Origin of the sequence: Synechococcus sp. ROS8604, from assembly GCF_014279655.1 — a bacterium.
Lineage (GTDB): Bacteria > Cyanobacteriota > Cyanobacteriia > PCC-6307 > Cyanobiaceae > Synechococcus_C.
On sequence record NZ_CP047946.1, the window covers coordinates 2,509,454 to 2,528,814 of the forward strand.

The 19,361-nt window shown below is 54.8% G+C and carries 19 protein-coding genes, 2 tRNA genes and 3 rRNA genes; 14 read left to right on the plus strand and 10 right to left on the minus strand.

Translation table 11 applies throughout. The annotated features are described in order from the left end of the window. Positions 1 to 6 precede the first annotated feature (6 nt). Both SynROS8604_RS13610 and SynROS8604_RS13615 read left to right on the plus strand, forming a co-directional pair. On the plus strand, positions 7 to 711 hold the full coding sequence (locus SynROS8604_RS13610) for a TrkA family potassium uptake protein (protein ID WP_038014555.1): 705 nt from the start codon (positions 7 to 9) through the stop codon (positions 709 to 711). A 3-nt stretch (positions 712 to 714) separates the two neighbouring features. After that, positions 715 to 1,869, plus strand: coding sequence for an anhydro-N-acetylmuramic acid kinase (locus SynROS8604_RS13615; RefSeq protein WP_186544393.1), 1,155 nt, complete (start codon positions 715 to 717; stop codon positions 1,867 to 1,869). A gap of 167 nt (positions 1,870 to 2,036) precedes the next feature. On the opposite strand, the gene SynROS8604_RS13620 is transcribed toward SynROS8604_RS13615, so the two are convergent. Next, a complete protein-coding gene (locus SynROS8604_RS13620; RefSeq protein ID WP_115070359.1) occupies positions 2,037 to 2,348 on the minus strand; it encodes a hypothetical protein in 312 nt (103 codons plus the stop codon). A 137-nt stretch (positions 2,349 to 2,485) separates the two neighbouring features. Here SynROS8604_RS13620 and SynROS8604_RS13625 point away from each other — a divergent pair, with 137 nt between their 5' ends. After that, positions 2,486 to 2,833, plus strand: a complete 348-nt coding sequence (locus tag SynROS8604_RS13625; RefSeq protein ID WP_186544394.1) for a hypothetical protein — start codon at positions 2,486 to 2,488, stop codon at positions 2,831 to 2,833. A gap of 69 nt (positions 2,834 to 2,902) precedes the next feature. Further along, the gene (locus tag SynROS8604_RS13630) at positions 2,903 to 3,130 is read left to right on the plus strand and encodes a hypothetical protein (protein ID WP_006854525.1); all 228 of its coding nucleotides are present in this window, start codon (positions 2,903 to 2,905) and stop codon (positions 3,128 to 3,130) included. On the opposite strand, the gene SynROS8604_RS13635 is transcribed toward SynROS8604_RS13630, so the two are convergent. Further along, complete coding sequence (locus SynROS8604_RS13635; protein ID WP_186544395.1) at positions 3,108 to 3,311, minus strand: hypothetical protein; 204 nt, start codon at positions 3,309 to 3,311, stop codon at positions 3,108 to 3,110. The two genes, SynROS8604_RS13630 and SynROS8604_RS13635, sit on opposite strands and share 23 nt — an antisense overlap. Before the next feature lie 75 nt (positions 3,312 to 3,386). Between SynROS8604_RS13635 and SynROS8604_RS13640 the strand changes: the two genes are divergently transcribed. Continuing rightward, a complete protein-coding gene (locus SynROS8604_RS13640) occupies positions 3,387 to 5,111 on the plus strand; it encodes an ATP-binding cassette domain-containing protein (RefSeq protein ID WP_186544396.1) in 1,725 nt (574 codons plus the stop codon). Between the two features lie 117 nt (positions 5,112 to 5,228). Next, on the plus strand, positions 5,229 to 5,414 hold the full coding sequence (locus tag SynROS8604_RS13645; RefSeq protein WP_186544397.1) for a hypothetical protein: 186 nt from the start codon (positions 5,229 to 5,231) through the stop codon (positions 5,412 to 5,414). Between the two features lie 19 nt (positions 5,415 to 5,433). Here SynROS8604_RS13645 and SynROS8604_RS13650 read toward each other — a convergent pair whose 3' ends face one another. Beyond that, positions 5,434 to 6,555, minus strand: coding sequence for a trypsin-like peptidase domain-containing protein (locus SynROS8604_RS13650; protein ID WP_186544398.1), 1,122 nt, complete (start codon positions 6,553 to 6,555; stop codon positions 5,434 to 5,436). A 188-nt stretch (positions 6,556 to 6,743) separates the two neighbouring features. Here SynROS8604_RS13650 and SynROS8604_RS13655 point away from each other — a divergent pair, with 188 nt between their 5' ends. From SynROS8604_RS13655 to SynROS8604_RS13690, 8 genes are all read left to right on the plus strand, one after another. Beyond that, positions 6,744 to 7,001 (plus strand): DUF2973 domain-containing protein, encoded by a 258-nt coding sequence (locus SynROS8604_RS13655; protein WP_186545995.1) that lies wholly within the window; start codon positions 6,744 to 6,746, stop codon positions 6,999 to 7,001. A 58-nt stretch (positions 7,002 to 7,059) separates the two neighbouring features. Then, positions 7,060 to 7,443: a hypothetical protein gene (locus SynROS8604_RS13660; protein WP_006854531.1), complete on the plus strand. Its 384-nt coding sequence runs from the start codon at positions 7,060 to 7,062 to the stop codon at positions 7,441 to 7,443. A gap of 228 nt (positions 7,444 to 7,671) precedes the next feature. Next, a complete protein-coding gene (gene hrpB / locus SynROS8604_RS13665) occupies positions 7,672 to 10,230 on the plus strand; it encodes an ATP-dependent helicase HrpB (protein ID WP_186544399.1) in 2,559 nt (852 codons plus the stop codon). 89 nt (positions 10,231 to 10,319) lie between these two features. Continuing rightward, entirely contained in the window at positions 10,320 to 10,463 is a 144-nt protein-coding gene (locus tag SynROS8604_RS13670) for a chlorophyll a/b-binding protein (RefSeq protein WP_006854534.1), read from the plus strand. A gap of 106 nt (positions 10,464 to 10,569) precedes the next feature. Next, entirely contained in the window at positions 10,570 to 10,752 is a 183-nt protein-coding gene (locus SynROS8604_RS13675) for a hypothetical protein (protein ID WP_186546108.1), read from the plus strand. Further along, positions 10,742 to 11,914 carry an exodeoxyribonuclease VII large subunit gene (xseA, locus tag SynROS8604_RS13680; RefSeq protein WP_186544400.1) on the plus strand — a complete coding sequence of 391 codons (1,173 nt, stop codon included), beginning with the start codon at positions 10,742 to 10,744 and terminating at the stop codon, positions 11,912 to 11,914. Before SynROS8604_RS13675 ends, xseA begins: the two co-directional genes overlap by 11 nt. A 5-nt stretch (positions 11,915 to 11,919) precedes the next feature. After that, positions 11,920 to 12,201 (plus strand): exodeoxyribonuclease VII small subunit, encoded by a 282-nt coding sequence (xseB, locus tag SynROS8604_RS13685; protein WP_186544401.1) that lies wholly within the window; start codon positions 11,920 to 11,922, stop codon positions 12,199 to 12,201. Continuing rightward, a complete protein-coding gene (locus SynROS8604_RS13690; protein WP_186544402.1) occupies positions 12,198 to 12,554 on the plus strand; it encodes a DUF2834 domain-containing protein in 357 nt (118 codons plus the stop codon). The genes xseB and SynROS8604_RS13690 overlap by 4 nt, the downstream gene beginning before the upstream one ends. A gap of 3 nt (positions 12,555 to 12,557) precedes the next feature. Here the strand turns inward: SynROS8604_RS13690 and SynROS8604_RS13695 are convergent, their stop codons facing one another. The 7 genes from SynROS8604_RS13695 to SynROS8604_RS13725 form a co-directional block, all read right to left on the minus strand. Continuing rightward, the gene (locus SynROS8604_RS13695) at positions 12,558 to 12,908 is read right to left on the minus strand and encodes a hypothetical protein (RefSeq protein WP_186544403.1); all 351 of its coding nucleotides are present in this window, start codon (positions 12,906 to 12,908) and stop codon (positions 12,558 to 12,560) included. Between the two features lie 50 nt (positions 12,909 to 12,958). After that, positions 12,959 to 13,891 carry a YihY/virulence factor BrkB family protein gene (locus tag SynROS8604_RS13700; protein ID WP_186544404.1) on the minus strand — a complete coding sequence of 311 codons (933 nt, stop codon included), beginning with the start codon at positions 13,889 to 13,891 and terminating at the stop codon, positions 12,959 to 12,961. 97 nt (positions 13,892 to 13,988) lie between these two features. Continuing rightward, positions 13,989 to 14,105, minus strand: a 5S ribosomal RNA gene (gene rrf / locus SynROS8604_RS13705). A 115-nt stretch (positions 14,106 to 14,220) separates the two neighbouring features. Further along, positions 14,221 to 17,086, minus strand: a 23S ribosomal RNA gene (locus SynROS8604_RS13710). Positions 17,087 to 17,530: 444 nt separating this feature from the next. Continuing rightward, positions 17,531 to 17,603: transfer RNA gene (locus SynROS8604_RS13715), tRNA-Ala, on the minus strand. A gap of 9 nt (positions 17,604 to 17,612) precedes the next feature. Continuing rightward, positions 17,613 to 17,686 (minus strand) — tRNA-Ile (locus SynROS8604_RS13720). Positions 17,687 to 17,870: 184 nt separating this feature from the next. After that, positions 17,871 to 19,355 (minus strand): 16S ribosomal RNA (locus tag SynROS8604_RS13725). Together the 16S, 23S and 5S rRNA genes with 2 tRNA genes alongside form the textbook arrangement of a ribosomal RNA operon. Positions 19,356 to 19,361 lie beyond the last annotated feature (6 nt).

Consider the following 19,361-nt stretch of genomic DNA (forward strand, 5'->3'; position numbering starts at 1 on the left):
AGTGCAGTGAGGGAGTGGTGGCATTGGTCCCAGGCCAACCAGGCAGAGCCTTCAAGCTTCGGAATTGTGGGGTTGGGGCGTTTTGGGAGTGCTGTCTGCAAAGAACTGATGCAAAACGGTGCTGAAGTTCTTGCTGTCGACCGCTCCTCAAAGGCCATCGAGGAACTCCGCCAACTCGAGCCATCGATCGAAGCTCGCATTGTGGACTGCACCGATGAAGAAGCGCTTCGTGAGGCGGGGATCCTCGATATGGAGACCGTGGTCGTGGCCATCAGCGAACCCATCGAAGCCAGCATCACGGCCACCCTGATTGCCAAAGACAGTGAAGGAAGCAAGGTTCGTCGCGTGATTGCACGAGCCACCAGCGACTTGCACGAAAAAATGCTGAAGCGCGTGGGAGCCGATCGGGTGGTGTTCCCCTCCCGAATGCAGGGAGAACGCCTGGGCGTGGAATTGGTACGACCCAATCTGATGGAGCGACTGGAGCTCGATAAGCATCATTCGATTGAAGAGATCAAGGTGCCAGGCCGATTTGTGGGGCGCTCGCTTCGAGACCTCAACCTGCGCAAGAATTTTCGGGTGAACGTTCTTGCGGCAGGTCCCGCAAAAGAGCTCATGGTCAACCCACCGGCATCCCATGTCCTTCAAGACGGGCATGTCCTCGTGGTGATGGGTTTAACCGACGATCTCCAAGAGCTGCCAAAAACCTGAACCATGCGTGTTCTCGGTCTGATGAGCGGCACAAGCGCCGATGGCGTGGATGCTGTCCTGGTCGAGCTCTCGGGGGCCGCCGACCATCCCCATTGGACCCTGCTGCGGTCAGCATCGCTGGACTACCCAACCTCCATGCGTCAACGGATCTTGGCCGTAGGGCAAGGCGAAGCCACCACCGCGTCCTCTCTCCTCGATCTTTCCGAAGCCATCACCAAGATTCAGGCCGCAGCAGCTCATCAGTGCGATCCAGAAGGGCAAGCAGAGCTGGTGGGTTGTCATGGCCAAACCCTTTGGCATCGTCCGCCAGAAAGCAGCGAAACGGGCGAACGTCTGCACGGAACGAGCTGGCAAATGTTGCAAGGCCCCCTGCTGGCACAGCTGCTGAATCGCCCTGTGATCTTCGACTTTCGGGCTGCTGATCTGGCCCTCGGAGGTCAAGGAGCACCCCTGGTTCCCAAAGCGGATGCAGCCCTTTTGGGACGAACCAATGGCTGGAGAGCCTTGCTCAATCTGGGTGGCATCGCCAATCTCACTCTCATTCCACCTGGCACAGGCCCTGATCGGCTCCAACCCGTTAGGGGCTGGGATTGCGGGCCCGCCAATAGCTTGATCGACCTGGGGATGGAGCAATTCAGCCAAGGGAAGCAAAGCTGCGACCAGGGCGGCCGCCTTGCGGCGGAGGGTCACTGCGATGAAGCGTTGATTCTCCGCTGGCTCGCTGAGCCTTACTTCCAGCTCAGTCCTCCCAAGTCCACGGGACGTGAATTGTTTGGGCGCGCTGACCTAACGAGACGCCTTCAGGACATGCAGGGACAAGCCATTGCCAATCAAATCGCAACGCTCACAGCCTTCTCAGCCGCTGTCGTAGCGCAGGACTTACACAAGCTCTCCGACCAGAACCATCCCCTCCCCATCGAGCTTTTGGTCGCTGGCGGTGGCAGCAAAAACCGCACCTTGATGCGAGAACTCAACAGACGCTGCCGGGGACTGAGACTTCGTCGTAGCGACGAGCTAAAACTTCCCAGCCAAAGCCGAGAAGCCATGGTGTTTGCTCTTTTGGCGTGGTGGCATCACTTGGGATTCCCAGGAAATGCGCCAGCGATTACGGGTGCACAGCATGAGGCCGTCCTCGGAGTACGGGTCAATCCAGCATGAGTTCGTAGCCGCCCAGCCAGGACAGCAGACCAATCAAGAGAGCAGACCAATCAAAAGCAGCCCTACACAAGCCGTAGCCGCAAACGGCCTGGGCGTTTGGATGAAGTGATTCAGGCTTAAAAATTCGGGCCTGAATTGATTCAGACCTGAGTTAATTCGGACCTGAGTTAATTCGGACGGTGAAGCCTGACCCGACGCGGTGCGCCCCGTAGCCGACCGGTTTGCTTCGACTCAAGAGCGTTGCGCAATTGCTCTGTTGACGACTGATGCGCGTCCGCACGAGGCGCTGCAACCTGCCTGTCACCTCCCTGCTCGTATCGCTGAACCCCTTGCTGAATTAACACCTTGGCCATGTTGCTGACCGTGCGCGATTCATCCTCAGCCAAGGCCGTCAAGCGGAGGCAAAGTTCTTCGGGGAGCACCACCTGAATGCGCGGTGACTTTGGCTTCCCACTGGATGAATTTTGGCGAGTGGCCACGACCCAGAAAGAGGCAGAGCTACTTAAAAGTGTACAGAGATGCGCAAGGGTAGTATCCAGCACTATGCTGCTGTCATTGATCAGATCCCTGATCCAACTTCAGGCCAGGCCCTCGGCCGCCCCATCCCAGGAGTGCCATGACCCATTCCAAAAGCCCAGACGTCAGCCCCCCCCAGCTACCAAGCCGTGGCAAGCCGGTCACGCGTAAAACAAACCGTCAAGGAGACGAGCGTCGCAAGAAACGGCGCCCAAGCCGAACCCCTGAGAACAGCGAAGTGCTGGTCTCAGCTGTCATCAGCACCTACCTGCTCACGCACCTCCATCACGTGCTCCAACGCGCTGAATACGGCGCCGTTCAAGATGGACGCCGCTCACAAGCTGCCAACTACGCCCAGCTACGCAAAGTGCTTTGCATGGATGCCCGCAGCATGGAAGACGCTTCAGCCTCAGGCCTGAAGGCAACGGAGCTCGACCAAGCTGCCTAGGCAGCGGCTTCGCAATGGGATGGCAGTTCGCGATGGTGTGAATAAGGTTTCGTCAGAAGCATCACGATCATGTCCAACGCAGCGGCTCTCTACGCACGCATTGAGAATGATCGAGACCTGAGCAAGGGGTTATTCAGACAGGCGCTTCAAAATCCCTCAGGAGCCCTCGACTCCATCTGCGAAATCGGCAATCAACTCAACTTGCCTGTCACGCTTCAAGAGGTGAAGGATCACCTCAATAGCCTCGATGACGAGATCACAAAGCAATGGCTGATCAAGGCGAGGGGAGGGCTTTGAGCGCAGCGGCTTCCGTCGCGTTGTTGGACGGCATGGATTGACCAGAGGGCGCTAACGCTGGCTTAGGAGCCGAGCGTTCGCGCACCCCTCCGCCTCCGGCCCAACTGAAAAACAACCAATAACTAATCACGGCCAGACCGGCTGCCACCACAAGGGCCGTGACCTGCTCCAGTCGTCGCATTGAGCCTGCTCCCAGCTCGAGCAGTCTGCCTGGAAACCCCGACGCGGGATGATGGGTTTTCCCTGCCTCCCCTCCGTGCTGCGACTTGAGCGAGTCGGCAAGATTTATCCCACCGGAGAAGTTCTACGGGATGTGACCTGGGAGGTCAAACCCGGAGACCGGATCGGCCTCGTTGGAGTGAATGGGGCAGGGAAGTCAACCCAGCTTCGGCTGATCGCTGGCATGGAAGAGGCCAGCAGTGGCCAAATCGTGAAGCAGGGCGAGCCAAGGATCGCTTACCTGCAGCAGGAATTCGATGTAGACCCCAGCCGCACGGTGCGAGAAGAGCTGTTTCAAGCCTTTGGTGAGGCCGCCATCGTGCTGGGCAAACAAAAAAAAGTTGAATTGGAGATGGGCTCAGACCGAGCTGCGGCAGACCCCGATCACCTCGATGAGCTCATTCACGAACTAGGGCGACTGCAGACCCGATTTGAAGGCCTGCATGGCTACGAACTCGATGCACGCATCGACAAACTTCTCCCCACCATCGGGTTCAAGCTCGAGGAGGCAGACCGGCTGGTTTCGGACTACTCCGGCGGCTGGCAAATGCGCTTGGCTCTGGGAAAAATCCTCCTGCAAGACCCTGATCTGCTGCTTTTAGACGAGCCAACGAACCATCTCGACGTCGAAACGATTCAGTGGCTCGAGGGGTATCTCATCGAACAAAAGGCGGCCCTGGTCGTCATCAGTCATGACCGGACATTTCTGGATCGTGTGTGTAATCAAATTGTGAGCACAGAGCGAGGCGTATCAAGGGCTTACTGGGGAAATTACACTTCACACCTGGAGCAAAAAGCACTCGAGCAAGAAGCCTCACAAGCCGCTTTTGAACGGCAGCAAAAAGAGATCGCAACCCAACAGGCCTACATCGATCGCTTCCGCGCGAGTGCGACGCGCAGCACCCAGGCAAAAAGCCGGGAGAAGCAGCTGGACAAGGTGGAGCGGGTTGAGGCCCCGATTGAGTCAGTGAGTGGTCCCAGCTTCCGCTTCCCTCCAGCACCACGATCCGGTGCTCAGGTGGCTGTCATCGAGAACATGACGCACAGCTACGGGGAAAACATTCTTTTCATGGATGCTGAGCTCGAAATCGAGAGAGGGGATCGGATCGCCTTTGTCGGTCCCAACGGAGCCGGGAAATCCACCCTGCTGCGCTTGATCATGGGGGTCGAAACGCCTGATGAAGGGTCAGCAAAGCTCGGGGAACACAACATCGTCGCTAGCTATTTCGAACAAAACCAGGCAGAAGCCCTTGATCTCAGCAAGACGGTGATCGAGACCATGTTCGAAGCCGTTCCTGATTGGACGCAAACACAGGTGCGTTCATTGCTTGGGAGTTTCTGTTTCAGCAACGACAGTGTTTTTAAAGATGTCGGCCAGCTGAGTGGTGGGGAGAAAGCACGCCTGGCTCTTGCACTGATGTTGCTGAGCCCTTGCAATTTGCTAGTGCTCGATGAGCCCACAAACCATCTCGACATCCCTGCCAAACAGATGCTTGAAGACGCACTATGCGCCTACGAAGGAGCCGCTTTATTGGTATCGCATGACCGTTACTTCATCTCACGTGTGGCCAACCGGATCGTGGAGATTCGCGATGGCGAACTCGTGATTTATCGCGGAAATTATGCTTACTACCAAGATAAAAAGGCCGAAGAAAAAGCCGAAGTAGAGGCAAAACAGCTGATCGCAGAGAAAGAAGCCAAACGAAAAGCAAACAACGAAAAGCAAAAACAGCGCGCTTCCCGTAAAAAGAACGCGGAATAGCAAGGCTTCTCGGCAATCGCAAGACGAAACTTCACACTTGGTTAGGCAGGAAGACTCATTTCCCTTTACCAGTCCAAACGGTGTGGATAGGCTGACATCACTGATCCCCGGTCGGCCATGAACAGCACCCATTCACTTCATGTCACTGCCGCAGGAACACCTTTAGCCATGGCTGAAAACACTGAGCATGGGCAGACGTGGGATGCGGTTGAGACCTACTTCGAGTGCATCACAACATGCTCCCTCGACGATGGGGAATGCATCACACGCTGCGTAGAACAGCTCAAAGACACAGATAGCTAAGTTTCAAACGAAGAGATGATTATTGACGCAAAGATGTCATCTCAACAGGTGTAATTGAAAGCGTAATCCGTTCACCAGAACGCATCACGTCAAGTTTTAGAGGTCGATCAACCCCGTGGCGATCAATCGCCGAAACAACCTCAGCAGGATTGCTAATCGATTGACCTCCGATCGACACGATCACATCATCGACGCGCAGGTTTCCCCGATCGGCGGGGCCACCAGGTACGACGGATCGGATCACGGCTCCAGGAGGAGCCGTCATTCCTGGCCTGGGGGCAGGAACCGTTGAAAGGCCCACACCGACCATCGGATGGCTGGCCCTTCCCTGCTTGACGAGCTGACTGGCAATCGACCGTGCCCTGTTGATGGGGATTGCAAAACCGAGGCCGGCCCCTGGTCCTGAACGGATAAGGGTATTGATTCCAATCACTTCGCCACGGGCGTTCAACAACGGGCCACCCGAATTACCAGGGTTAATCGCAGCGTCTGTCTGGATGAGATCAAGACGCTTTCCAGAAATTCCCAATTGCGACATGTTGCGATTGAGATTGCTGACGATGCCCATCGTCACAGTGTTTTCAAGACCAAAGGGATTTCCCACAGCGATCGCCCAATCCCCCACTTGAAGACGATCGGAGTTGCCCAAGGGAGCCGTGGGCCATGGCCCCTTTGTTTCCAACTGCACAACGGCCAAGTCGGTCAGCGAGTCTTGACCAATCACCCGACCAGCAACGCGCCTGCCATCAGGCAGTCCCACCATCACCCGATCCGCATTCTCCACCACATGCGCGTTGGTCAAAACCAAACCTTGTTCATCAAAGATCACTCCGCTGCCCTGCCCACGCTCGACCCTTGAACGCGGAGCCGCTTGAGCTTGCAGCCCAAAGAAACGACGCAGGAATGGATCCGCCACCAAGCTCCGCGGAAGCCCACTCCCACCTGCCGTCCGGACAGTTCGCTGCGTGTCAAGCGTGACCACAGCCGGTCCACTGCGGGCGACAGCTTGGGCAACAAACGACGTAGGAGCGACGGCCGGCAAGGCAGCGGAGGCAACGGCTCGCGGCGGCTGGACCAACATCCCTGGGAATGCCAACGCACCAGCACAAACCAATGGGAGCAAAGGATTAGACACCGCCATGGACGCGATTTCTTAATTAAATTCAGTCACCGTGACCGTAGGCATTGAATCCCTAGAAAGACAGACCCATTTCCAACGATTTCATGACTGGATGCGACCAGGGTTCTGCCAATCAGCATCCGTTCATCCAAAAAGAGCGATGATGGATGGGATGGTTCGGCCCATCTCCGATTTCCGCGGTGATTGCCATGCTCAGCAGCCTATTTCCCCTGATCTATGGACTGATCTTCATCGTCCTCCTCTGGCAAGCCTTTCGCGTGATGGGACGCGGGTTCAGTGCTGCTGGCAAACCGCTGGTCGCTGAGAACGTCGACCGAACAGGACGCCTCACGATTCATCCAGAACTCCTGGACGGAGAGGGACGCCTCACTGAAGAGGATCTTTTGACTGTGCGTTTTGGCGGCGATAGTGAATCACCCAATCCCACTTCGAAGCCCGGTGAATAGGTTGGGTTAATGGCAACTGCTTGAGTTGTCCGATTGACTCGTAGAGAGGGACTCCTAGGTGGACCAACGAACACGGATTGTGGCTGCGGTAATCAAATCCGTGAAACTGCCGCCCCGCTTTCGCTTAAGGCTTTTGAAAGAAGATCCTGTTCGGCTCGAGCTCAGCCTGACTCCTGCCTACGGGAAAGACCCCATTCAGGTGGGACTGGTGGAATCGTTGGATTTGGTAGCGCGCCGCGATCGGGAAGGGCGCATTCCACGCGACCTACAAGGCACCTGGGACTGGACCGTGCGTCATGGCGATGTCAGCACGGGCGGCTGGAACCCTTATCTCAAGGAGGCACTTCAAACCATGTTCGAGACAGGACTTCCCGCCATCGTTTACGAAGAGCTCACGGGGGAGGAATACCACCCGGTTGACGGTGCACGGCACATTCGCTGACCGCCGCTGACCGCTGGCTTGGAGAAGTTGTGAAGCACTGCAACCAGGGGGCGAGATTCCTTCCGGAGCTCCGCTAAAACTGGATTGCATTCGGCCTTAAGGTTTTCTTCATGGCCTCGATTCCCGTTCGCTTTGGTCCTTTTGTGCGCCTCTTGGCTGCCTTCGGGGCCCTCAGCAGCATTTTGCTCCTTGGGATGATCAATTTCTTCAGCTGAAGGTCGAAATTCATTGGGCGAGTTCCCGATTGATCCCTTACTGCCAAGACTGCGAGCCAGTCTTGTTCCAGGTGCCACGGTTTTATTGCAATCACCACCGGGTGCCGGCAAGACAACCCGGGTACCCTTGGCACTGCTTGGAGAGATTGCCGGGACGCAGCCTCTGAGCGGACGCACCTTGATGCTTGAGCCCAGGCGGCTAGCGGCAAGGGCCGCTGCCACCAGGATTGCGATCAGCCTGCAGGAACCACTTGGGGAGCGTGTGGGGTATTCCGTGCGCCACGAGCAAAAGCGCTCCTCACGGACGCGAATTGAAGCGATGACGGACGGACTCTTCCTCCGTCGACTCCAAAACGATCCCGAGCTCACAGGGATCAACTGCGTGATCTTTGATGAATTCCATGAGCGCAGCCGAAACAGTGAGTTAGCGCTTGCCTTGGTTCGGGAAGCCCAGGAGCTACTCAGGCCAGATCTTTGCCTGCTGCTGATGTCGGCAACGCTCGATCTCACCAACCTGCGCGCCCAATTGCCCCATGCCCAAGTCCTCACGAGCGAAGGGAAGGCCTTCCCTGTGGAGACGCAACACCTCTCGCCTCGACCAAATGAACGGCTCGAGGGACATGTCTTGCGTGCGATTGAGCAGGAGATGAGCCTCTTGGTCAGCGCACAAGGCGGTGGCAATCATCCACCCTCTGTCTTGGTTTTCCTGCCTGGAGTCCGAGAGATCGAACGTTGCCGGCAGCGTTTACTCACATCAAGCCTGCTGAGCCAGTGGGAGGTGATCGCCCTGCATAGCAGGCAATCACTGGCTGAGCAGGGGCGGGCCCTGAAGCCTTGCGACCGCACACAGGCAGGACGCGTGATCTTGGCAACGTCCATCGCTGAAAGTTCCCTCACCCTGGATGGTGTGCGCCTCGTGATCGATTGCGGACTGACGCGTCACACCCAATTTGACCCTGGAAGCGGAATGGAGGGACTGATCACCGTGCCAGCGAGTCAGGCCAGTGCTGATCAGCGACGCGGCCGTGCTGGACGCCAAAGCGCCGGTCGTTGCATCAGGCTTTGGTCCCCTGCGGAACAGCAACGACGGCCCGCTCACGACATTCCTGAATTGCAGCGCGCTGATCCCCAACCCACCGTGCTGGATCTCGCACTCTGGGGGGCTGGTTTAGGCGAATCCTTGCCTTGGATCGAGCCCCCTCCGAGAGCCGCGCTTCAGGAAGGCCAACGGCAACTGCTTGCGCTTGGAGCGCTGAATCCAGACGGACGCCCCACGGACACCGGGCAGCAATTGGCTCGGTTTGGTGCCCATCCACGCCTTGGATTGCTCCTTCTGCAAGCGCGGGCCTTGGAGCGACCACAAGTTGGAGCCGATCTCGCCGCCATCCTCAGTGAGCGAGATCTGCTCAGCCAGCACAATCACGGCAGCGATCTTTGGGCTCGCATGCTGTTGCTTCGCGATCAGAGGAGCTCATCGCGGGTTTCAGGGGATCGTGCAGCAGCCGATCGCCTCAGAACAGTCCTCGATCAGAGCCGACGATGGCTCCAACAACTCGGTCAATTTGACCAGGAGCAAGACCCCCAAGGTATGGAGGCCACAGACGAGCAACTTGCAGCGCAGCTGGTTGCAACAGCTTTTCCAGAATGGGTTGCCATGGCTCGTCCAGGTCAACGGGGACAATTTTTACTTCGCCAAGGCCGCGGTGCGGTTCTGCAGGTCAGCGATCCGCTCGATGGCGCTGAAGCCCTCGCGATTGCCCAGCTTGACCTAGGCGACACGCGGGCCAAGATCCGACTAGCACTCCCGCTGACACTCCAATGGGTTAAGGAGCTTGCAGATCAGAACGGTCACTGGCAAGAACGGGTGCTTTGGGATGAGCAAACCAAACGGGTCAGAGCGGAACGGGTCTTGCAGCTTGGTGCGCTGGAGCTCGAGAGACAGGTCCAACAACAGGCCTCTTGCGAGCAAAGTCGTGAAGTCTTGGTCAAGCAACTCAGCAAGGAAGGCCTGTCGGCACTGCCCTGGAGCCAACGTACGGAGCAACTTCGTAGTCGTCTCGCTTTAGCCCACCAACAGTTAGGAGCCCCATGGCCACAACGCAGTCTCCAATATCTGGAAAAGAATCCCAACGTCTGGATTGGAGACATCCTGATGGGGTGCAGGGGCTGGGACGACGTCAAGGAAGAGCAACTGATCGAAGCCCTCTGGGGTGATCTCGCCTGGTCGAACCGGCAGCAACTCGATCAGCTCCTACCAACCCACATCAACATCCCCTCGGGGCGCCATGCAGCCCTGCGCTATCAAAATGACGACATTGTCCTGTCGGTCAAGCTGCAAGAAATGTTTGGCTGCCTGGAGGGACCTGCTGTTTTGAATGGCCAACTCCCCGTGACGATTGAATTGTTATCGCCAGCAGGCCGTCCACTCCAACGCACGCGAGACCTGGCTGGGTTTTGGCATGGGAGCTATCAACAAGTGCGCAAAGAAATGCGCGGCCGCTACCCAAAGCATCCCTGGCCAGAGGATCCAGCCAAAGCCGAGCCCACGGCCAAAAGGAAAGCCCGATCCTGAAGCGCTTCTCCGACCCCGATAAACGTATCCGATGAAACAGTCAAGAGAACGCTACGGTTTGTTACGATGGAGAGGTATCGGAGTTTCACATGTCTGACAACGCACCTCGCTTTGGTTTTGTAAATTTCGCTGAAACATGGAATGGCCGCCTGGCCATGCTCGGTTTCGTCATCGGTCTGGGCACCGAGCTTCTCACCGGTCAGGGCATTTTGACCCAAGTCGGCCTCGGCTGATTCAGCTAAGGCTGGACTTTGTTTCTAGTGATCAGCCCCATCAAATAATTGGTGGGGCTTTTTTGTGGCAAGCACCCTTTAGGCCAGACTGATCGGATTCGCGTCGTTGGCAATGCTTCCCTTCTTTGCTAGCAATCGCCGTGAGGGAGCCAGGCTGTTGAGCAGCATGCTGGTGTTCCTCGCTATCGGATTGACACAGGTTCAGCAGATGTGGGGCATCATCCTGACCATCGTCTCTGGCATCGTGAGCATTTACTGGGGATTGGCATACCAACGTCTTGAGCGCTGAATCGATTCCCACCTATTCCGTTCGCGAACTCAACAACGCGATCGGGGTTTTATTGGAACGGGGGTTTGCCCCTCGGTTTGTGATCCAAGCAACAGCGTCTAGGCCTCAAGTTAAAAAAGGCCATCTCTGGCTCACATTGAGCGATGGTGAGGCGAGCATCACGGCTGTGGCCTGGGCCTCAAAATTAAAGCAATTGGACTTTGTCCCCGCCGACGGTGACGGAGTCACCGTGATTGGCAAGCTGAATTTCTGGTCTGCACGAGCAAGCCTGGCTGTGCAGGTTCTCGATATCAGGCCCAGCCTGACCACTGTGCTGAGGCGGTTTGAGACGGTCAAGGCACAATTGCTCGAAGAGGGCATCATTGATCCCAGCCGGCGACGCACGTTGCCGCCGTACCCCAAGCGGATCGCCGTTCTAACTAGCGTTCCGAGCTCAGCCCTCGCAGACATGTTGCGTACAGCAGAAGAGCGCTGGCCCTTAAGTGAGCTTGTTGTTGTGCCGATTCCCGTCCAGGGGGATGTGGCGCCGATCATTTGCGGAGTGCTCAGTCGCCTCGCGCAACAGCATCAGCAGCTCGGATTGGACGCGATCGTGATCGCCCGTGGAGGGGGGAGTCGAGAAGATTTGATGGTCTTCGATGATGCGGACGTTTGCCGCAGTTTGGCCACCTTCCCACTTCCCGTCGTCACAGGAATCGGGCATGAAGATGACCTCACCGTTGCAGATCTCGTAGCAGACCATCGAACGGCAACGCCGACAGCTGCCATGGTCACCCTGATGCCGAGCAAGGAGTCTGCACGACAAACAATCATTCAAAGACGCAACCGCCTGAGCGAATCCAAACGCTGGCGGTTAGAGCAAGCCAGCGCACGACTGAAAGACCGACAACTGCTGCTCCAGGCCCTGAGGCCTGCTGTCGGCGTCCAACGTCGCCGAGATCAGTGGCAACAGCGCCAGCAATTGTTATGGGCACTCTCCCCCCAAAGATGGCTCAATAGGGGCTTTGCAATGCTCAACACAACGAAGGGGCACCCCCTGCAAAGCGTTTATGACATCAGCCCCAATGAACAGGTACAAATCCGCCTCAAGGATGGTGTGATTCAGGCCGTCGCCAAAACCATCCAAGCGGATGCAACCTCTGACGCAAAAGCATCTCTTTAACTGCCATGCCACGCAAAAAATCTGAGCCCTCAACCACATCGGAACAAGACACTTGGAGAGAGGATGCTTCGAAGCTCAGCTATGAAGAAGCTCTGCAGGCTCTTGATGTGCTGCTTGGGCAATTACAAGACGATTCCATTCCCCTAGCCGAGCTACAGAGAAATCACGCTCGGGCTTCGATTTACCTAGATCGCTGTGACTTGCTTCTCAGCCAAGTGGAGCAATCAGTAAGGCAACTCGATCCAAATACCATGGAAGAACGAATTCTCGACCCGAGCCAACCATGAATAAATCTCTTCCATGGGTTTACCTATTGCTGGCCATCCTTGGAGCCATCCTCCCTTGGCAAGCAAATCTCGAATTTATGCAAATGAATCCTGGTGGTGGATTTAATCTTCAGGCATTTATCCAAGATGCCAATATCAATGCTGCATCCCGCTCGTTAAATAGGGACCTTTTAATTGCTGCATCAGCCTTTAGCATCTGGATCATTAGCGAAGGCAGAAAGCTACAGATCAAGGGCTGGTGGATTGCTTTGATTGTAAGCGTCAGTATTTCCTTTGCTTGCGGTGGTCCACTCTTCCTCTATTTACGGGAACGCAAGCTAATAGAGATCAATTCTGAACAAGATAATAATTGAACGTTAAGGATCTACATCCTCAGCTTTGACATCGATCGTCACATCGCTCGCAGGCAAGGAATCATCAACCGCTTTCGAAGAGGAGGCTCCAGATTTCTGGGAAGGGAGCGGAGATCCGCAAGCAGGGCATTGAGCATCGAGTGTCATAGTGCTCAAACCACAGGCCTCACATGTTCTGACCCGGCTCTGCAACACCTTCCAACCGATCCAGCCCAAACCACCTAAGAGCACGGGTAGAGCAAGCAGGGTGATGAGGAGGCCTCCTGCCAAATCCAGCAAAACACGACCTGCTGCCGTAGGCAGCAGCAGCAGAGCCAACAGAAGCAACCAAAGGAGTGGAGGGAAACGTCTCATGAATCAACACTCCAAACGAACGATGCATTCATAATCGCTCCTTTTTGCCTTCAAGCATGACTCGATCTGTTCGGATCCCTGCCATGCCTGACAGAAGCCTTCGCAAGTTCAACACTCCAACATTGTCCAAAATAAATCACAACACCCACCATCCAAACCCATAAGGTAAGAACAAGAACACTCCCGATCACGCCATAGGCCTGAAAACGAGCGCCTAGAGAAAGAATGCTTCGGCTGACGGCAAGATTAAGAACGGTAAGACAAAAACCAATCAATAATGCGCCTGGTATGAGCGGCTTAAAAGGAACTCGACGACTCGGGAGCAAAAATTGAAGCAATAAAGCTGCAGCAGAGAATCCCAGGAATGGAACCATCAACCGACCAAATTGCAGGACCGGGATACGAGAAAGGAATCCACCAAGCCAAGGGATCGCCAGCGATAGCTCAGTTAAAGCAGCCGTTGGAATCATTCGCACATTGGCGCTGAGCTGATCAAGAACAATTAAAAGTCCTATTAATATCACCACAAAGAAGGCTTCAAGCCGATTACGAATAAACTGAGCCGCTTGAAGCTTGAAAGGCAAGTTTCGTTGTTGCGAAGCGATTACACCATCCCATAGCCGTTCAGATCCACGTTGCAAGGTGAGATAAACATTGCCAGCAGTCAGTAACAACACTCCAGCACCTAACAAACCAGCACCAAAGCCCTGACGGACTAACTGCATCAGCGTATTTTGCACAATCACCACTGCCGATGGAGGCAAAACCCCGCTTGCATAAGCAATAATCTGCCTCTCTAATACCTCTTGACGACCAAGAAACCATGAGGCAATCGATAACGAAATCAGCAGAATAGGGAAGATCGACTGCAGTGTGTAATAAGCAAAAGCAGCACTCAAGTCAACGCAATCACATTTCGCCCAACGAAGGCAGGCAAACCAAAGGGTACGAATCAACCGCCGCAGCGGCCTATGTTTAGCCATGGCAATTGAGTGAACCAATCAGGACCAAAGTAACGCGAAAATGGGCACAAAAAAAGCCACCCCTTCAAGGGATGGCTTTCTTCGTTTGAATGTTTTTACCTGGCATCGAGCTATTTTCTCAGGGGGCTACCCCCCAAATATCGTCGCCGCTGCTGCGTTTCACAACCGAGTTCGAGATGGATCGGAGTGGGACCACAGCGCTATGGACACCAGGATAGAAACATTGCCAAGGGTTGAACCCTGAGAACTGCATAGTTTCATCATCTCTACTTTCGTTTTGATGATGACATCTGGATTGAATAAAGTCTTTTTCAGGCAAGAACCAAGTGTTGGTCAAGCCCTCGGTCTATTAGTACTCCTCCGCTGCATCCATTACTGAACTTCGACGTAGAGCCTATCAACGGGTGTTCTTCCCGTGACCTTACTGGGTTACCCCATGGGAATACTCATCTTGAGGTGGGCTTCCCACTTAGATGCTTTCAGCGGTTATCCACTCCGCACATGGCTACCCAGCGTTTACCGTTGGCACGATAACTGGTACACCAGAGGTGCGTTCCTCCCGGTCCTCTCGTACTAGGGAGAAATCCTCTCAATATTCCTACGCATACACCGGATATGGACCGAACTGTCTCACGACGTTCTGAACCCAGCTCGCGTACCGCTTTAATGGGCGAACAGCCCAACCCTTGGGACCGACTTCAGCCCCAGGTTGCGATGAGCCGACATCGAGGTGCCAAACCTCCCCGTCGATGTGAACTCTTGGGGGAGATCAGCCTGTTATCCCTAGAGTAACTTTTATCCGTTGAGCGACGGCCCTTCCACTCAGAACCGTCGGATCACTAAAGCCGACTTTCGTCCCTGTTCGACTTGTAGGTCTCACAGTCAAGCTTCCTTCTGCTTTTGCACTCGTCGGCTGATTTCCAACCAGCCTGAGGAAACCTTTGCGCGCCTCCGTTACCTTTTAGGAGGCGACCGCCCCAGTCAAACTGCCCACCTGATACTGTCCGCTCCCCGGATAACGGGTGAACGTTAGAACCCTAGCTCTGAAAGAGTGGTATCTCACCATTGACTCCCTAGTACCCACGAGCACTAGATCAACGTCTCCCACCTATCCTGCGCATTCAGAGCCCGGGCACAATACCAAGCTACAGTAAAGCTTCATAGGGTCTTTCTGTCCGGGTGTATGTAGTCCGCATCTTCACAGACAATTCTATTTCGCCGAGCCTCTCTCCGAGACAGCGCCCTGATCGTTACGCCTTTCGTGCGGGTCGGAACTTACCCGACAAGGAATTTCGCTACCTTAGGACCGTTATAGTTACGGCCGCCGTTCACCGGGGCTTCAGTCGCCAGCTTCGCTTACGCTGACCGGCTTCCTTAACCTTCCGGCACTGGGCAGGCGTCAGCCCCCATACATCGTCTTGCGACTTAGCGGAGACCTGTGTTTTTGGTAAACAGTCGCCAGGGCCTCTTCACTGCGACCACATTGCTGTGGCACCCCTTCTCCCGAAGTTACGGGGCCATTTTGCCGAGTTCCTTAGAGAGAGTTACCTCGCGCACCTCGGTATTCTCTACCACCCCACCTGTGTCGGTTTCGGGTACTGGCAGTTATGCCTTAACGGGTATAGAGCTTTTCTTGGAAGCATGACATCACCAACTTCGCTGCCGTAGCAGCTCGTACTCACGCCTCAGCTCGGATCGTTTTCGCCGATCCTCAACGCCTCGAACGCTTGAACCAGTAACCAACATCTGGCTTGGCTAGCCTTCTCCGTCCCTCTTCCCAAAACATAACCGGTACAGGAATGTTGACCTGTTATCCATCGACTACGCCTTTCGGCCTCGCCTTAGGTCCAGACTAACCCTCCGCGGACGAGCCTGCCGGAGGAACCCTTAGGGTTTCGGTGCATGGGATTCTCACCCATGTTTTCGCTACTCAAGCCGACATTCTCACTTCTATGCAGTCCACGCCCGCTCACGCTAACGCTTCGCCCCACATAGAACGCTCCCCTACCATAAATCCGCAGCTTCGGTACAACACTTAGCCCCATTCATTTTCGGCGCAGGATCGCTCGACCAGTGAGCTATTACGCACTCCTTTGAGGATGGCTGCTTCTAGGCAAACCTCCTGGTTGTCTGGGCAATCCCACCTCCTTTATCACTTAGTGTTGATTTGGGGACCTTAGCTGGCGGTCTGGGCTGTTTCCCTCTCGACCATGGAGCTTATCCCCCACAGTCTGACTGCCTCGCTACACACAGGGTATTCAGAGTTCATCTCGATTTGGTACCGCTCTCGCAGCCCGCACCGAAATGGTGGCTTTACCCCCCTGCTGGAGCACGAGACGCTACGCCTCAACGTATTTCGGGGAGAACCAGCTAGCTCCGGGTTCGATTGGCATTTCACCCCTAACCACAGCTCATCCGCTGATTTTTCAACATCAGTCGGTTCGGACCTCCACTTGGTATCACCCAAGCTTCATCCTGGCCATGGTTAGATCACCCGGGTTCGGGTCTATAAACACTGACAAACGCCCTATTCAGACTCGCTTTCGCTATGGCTCCACCATTTCCGGTTTAACCCGCCAATGCCTATAAGTCGCCGGCTCATTCTTCAACAGGCACACGGTCACCCTATGAGTAGGGCTCCCATTGCTTGTAGGCTCACGGTTTCATGTTCTATTTCACTCCCCTCCCGGGGTTCTTTTCACCTTTCCCTCGCGGTACTGTTTCGCTATCGGTCACACAGGAGTACTTAGCCTTACGAGGTGGTCCTCGCTGATTCACACGGAATTTCACGTGCTCCGTGCTACTCGGGATACAGCTAGGTCAGTTCAGTTTTCGTGTACGGGGCTTTCACCCTCTGTGGCGTGTCTTTCAAACACTTCCACTAACATTCCTGATCCACGTTGCTGTCCCACAACCCCAATGGTCGAAACCATTGGTTTAGGCTCTTCCCCGTTCGCTCGCCGCTACTTAGGGAGTCGTTTTTACTTTCCTTTCCTCCAGCTACTAAGATGTTTCAGTTCGCTGGGTTGGCTCGCGCCAGCCTATAGATTCAGCTGGCCGTTCTAGGGGTTGCCCCATTCGGAAATTCCCGGATCAAAGCGTGTTTCCAGCTCCCCGAGACTTATCGCAGGTAACCACGTCCTTCATCGCCTCTGTGTGCCAAGGTATCCGCCGTGAGCCCTTTGTAGCTTGACCAATGTATCTCCAGCACGCTTGCTGTTGTTGAAACAGATTTTTCTAATTTCTAAAGTCAGACACTAAAAATAGCACCTAAAACTAGAAATTAAAATCAAACTCTCAAATGCTCGACACATTTGAAAGAACATACTGGAGTCTCGGCTCTTGCTTTAGAATTAACATCACTCCTTCATGCGTTAACACAAAAAATGATGCATCCATAAAGATGCTTTATTCTTTCCAGACTTAAACTATGCAGTTGTCAAGGTTCGGCTAGACATCAAAACAATGCATTGATCTCTCAATACATTGCATCGAGCCCAGCATCCTATCAATCAAATCATGGAATTATTTCCATGCCTTAAAATGACAAGAAGCTAGGGTCATCTAGCGGACAAATCTAAATCACAATCCATACGAGTTCATACTCCAGGTTTTGGAGATGGGGATTTTGGTAGTCAGTGGAGGTTAGGAGACTCGAACTCCTGACATCCTGCTTGCAAAGCAGGCGCTCTACCAACTGAGCTAAACCCCCTACACCGAATGGGCCATCCTGGACTTGAACCAGGGACCTCACCCTTATCAGGGGTGCGCTCTAACCACCTGAGCTAATGGCCCAGGAGTCTCATCCCTAATGGGTTGTGAACTAGACAAAGTTTAGGAACTAAAAATCTCCACTAAGCAGACAACCATTGCTGGAACTCTCTTAGCTTCAAAGTTGAGGTACCGATCGACCTAAGGTGACAGGATTTTGGCCTAAGAATAAATAACTCAGACATCAAAATCGTTGTTTGTCTCCCTGTTAGGAGGTGATCCAGCCGCACCTTCCGGTACGGCTACCTTGTTACGACTTCACCCCAGTCATCAGCCCCACCTTCGACGTCCTCCTCCACAAGGGTTGGAGTAACGGCTTCGGGCGTGGCCAACTTCCATGGTGTGACGGGCGGTGTGTACAAGGCCCGGGAACGTATTCACCGCAGTATGCTGACCTGCGATTACTAGCGATTCCTGCTTCACGTAGGCGAGTTGCAGCCTACGATCTGAACTGAGCCACGGTTTATGGGATTTGCTTGTCCTCGCGAACTTGCTGCCCTTTGTCCGTAGCATTGTAGTACGTGTGTAGCCCAGGATGTAAGGGGCATGATGACTTGACGTCATCCACGCCTTCCTCCGGTTTATCACCGGCGGTCTCTCTAGAGTGCCCAACTAAATGCTGGCAACTAAAGACGTGGGTTGCGCTCGTTGCGGGACTTAACCCAACATCTCACGACACGAGCTGACGACAGCCATGCACCACCTGTCACTGCGCTCCCGAAGGCACTCTCAAGTTTCCAAGAGATTCGCAGGATGTCAAACCCTGGTAAGGTTCTTCGCGTTGCATCGAATTAAACCACATACTCCACCGCTTGTGCGGGCCCCCGTCAATTCCTTTGAGTTTCACACTTGCGTGCGTACTCCCCAGGCGGAACACTTAACGCGTTGGCTACGACACCGGAGGGGTCGATTCCCCCGACACCTAGTGTTCATCGTTTACGGCCAGGACTACAGGGGTATCTAATCCCTTTCGCTCCCCTGGCTTTCGTCCATGAGCGTCAGTGATGGCCCAGCAGAGCGCCTTCGCCACTGGTGTTCTTCCCGATATCTACGCATTTCACCGCTACACCGGGAATTCCCTCTGCCCCTACCACACTCAAGCCCAACAGTTTCCACTGCCATGATGGAGTTAAGCTCCACTTTTTAACAGCAGACTTGAAGGGCCGCCTGCGGACGCTTTACGCCCAATAATTCCGGATAACGCTTGCCACTCCCGTATTACCGCGGCTGCTGGCACGGAATTAGCCGTGGCTTATTCATCAAGTACCGTCAGATCTTCTTCCTTGATAAAAGAGGTTTACAGCCCAGAGGCCTTCATCCCTCACGCGGCGTTGCTCCGTCAGGCTTTCGCCCATTGCGGAAAATTCCCCACTGCTGCCTCCCGTAGGAGTCTGGGCCGTGTCTCAGTCCCAGTGTGGCTGATCATCCTCTCAGACCAGCTACTGATCGATGCCTTGGTGAGCTCTTACCTCACCAACTAGCTAATCAGACGCGGGCTCATCCTCAGGCGAAATTCATTTCACCTCTCGGCATATGGGGTATTAGCGGCCGTTTCCAACCGTTATCCCCCTCCTGAGGGCAGATTCCCACGCGTTACTCACCCGTCCGCCACTAACCCGAAGGTTCGTTCGACTTGCATGTGTTAAGCACGCCGCCAGCGTTCATCCTGAGCCAGGATCAAACTCTCCGTTGTAGATCA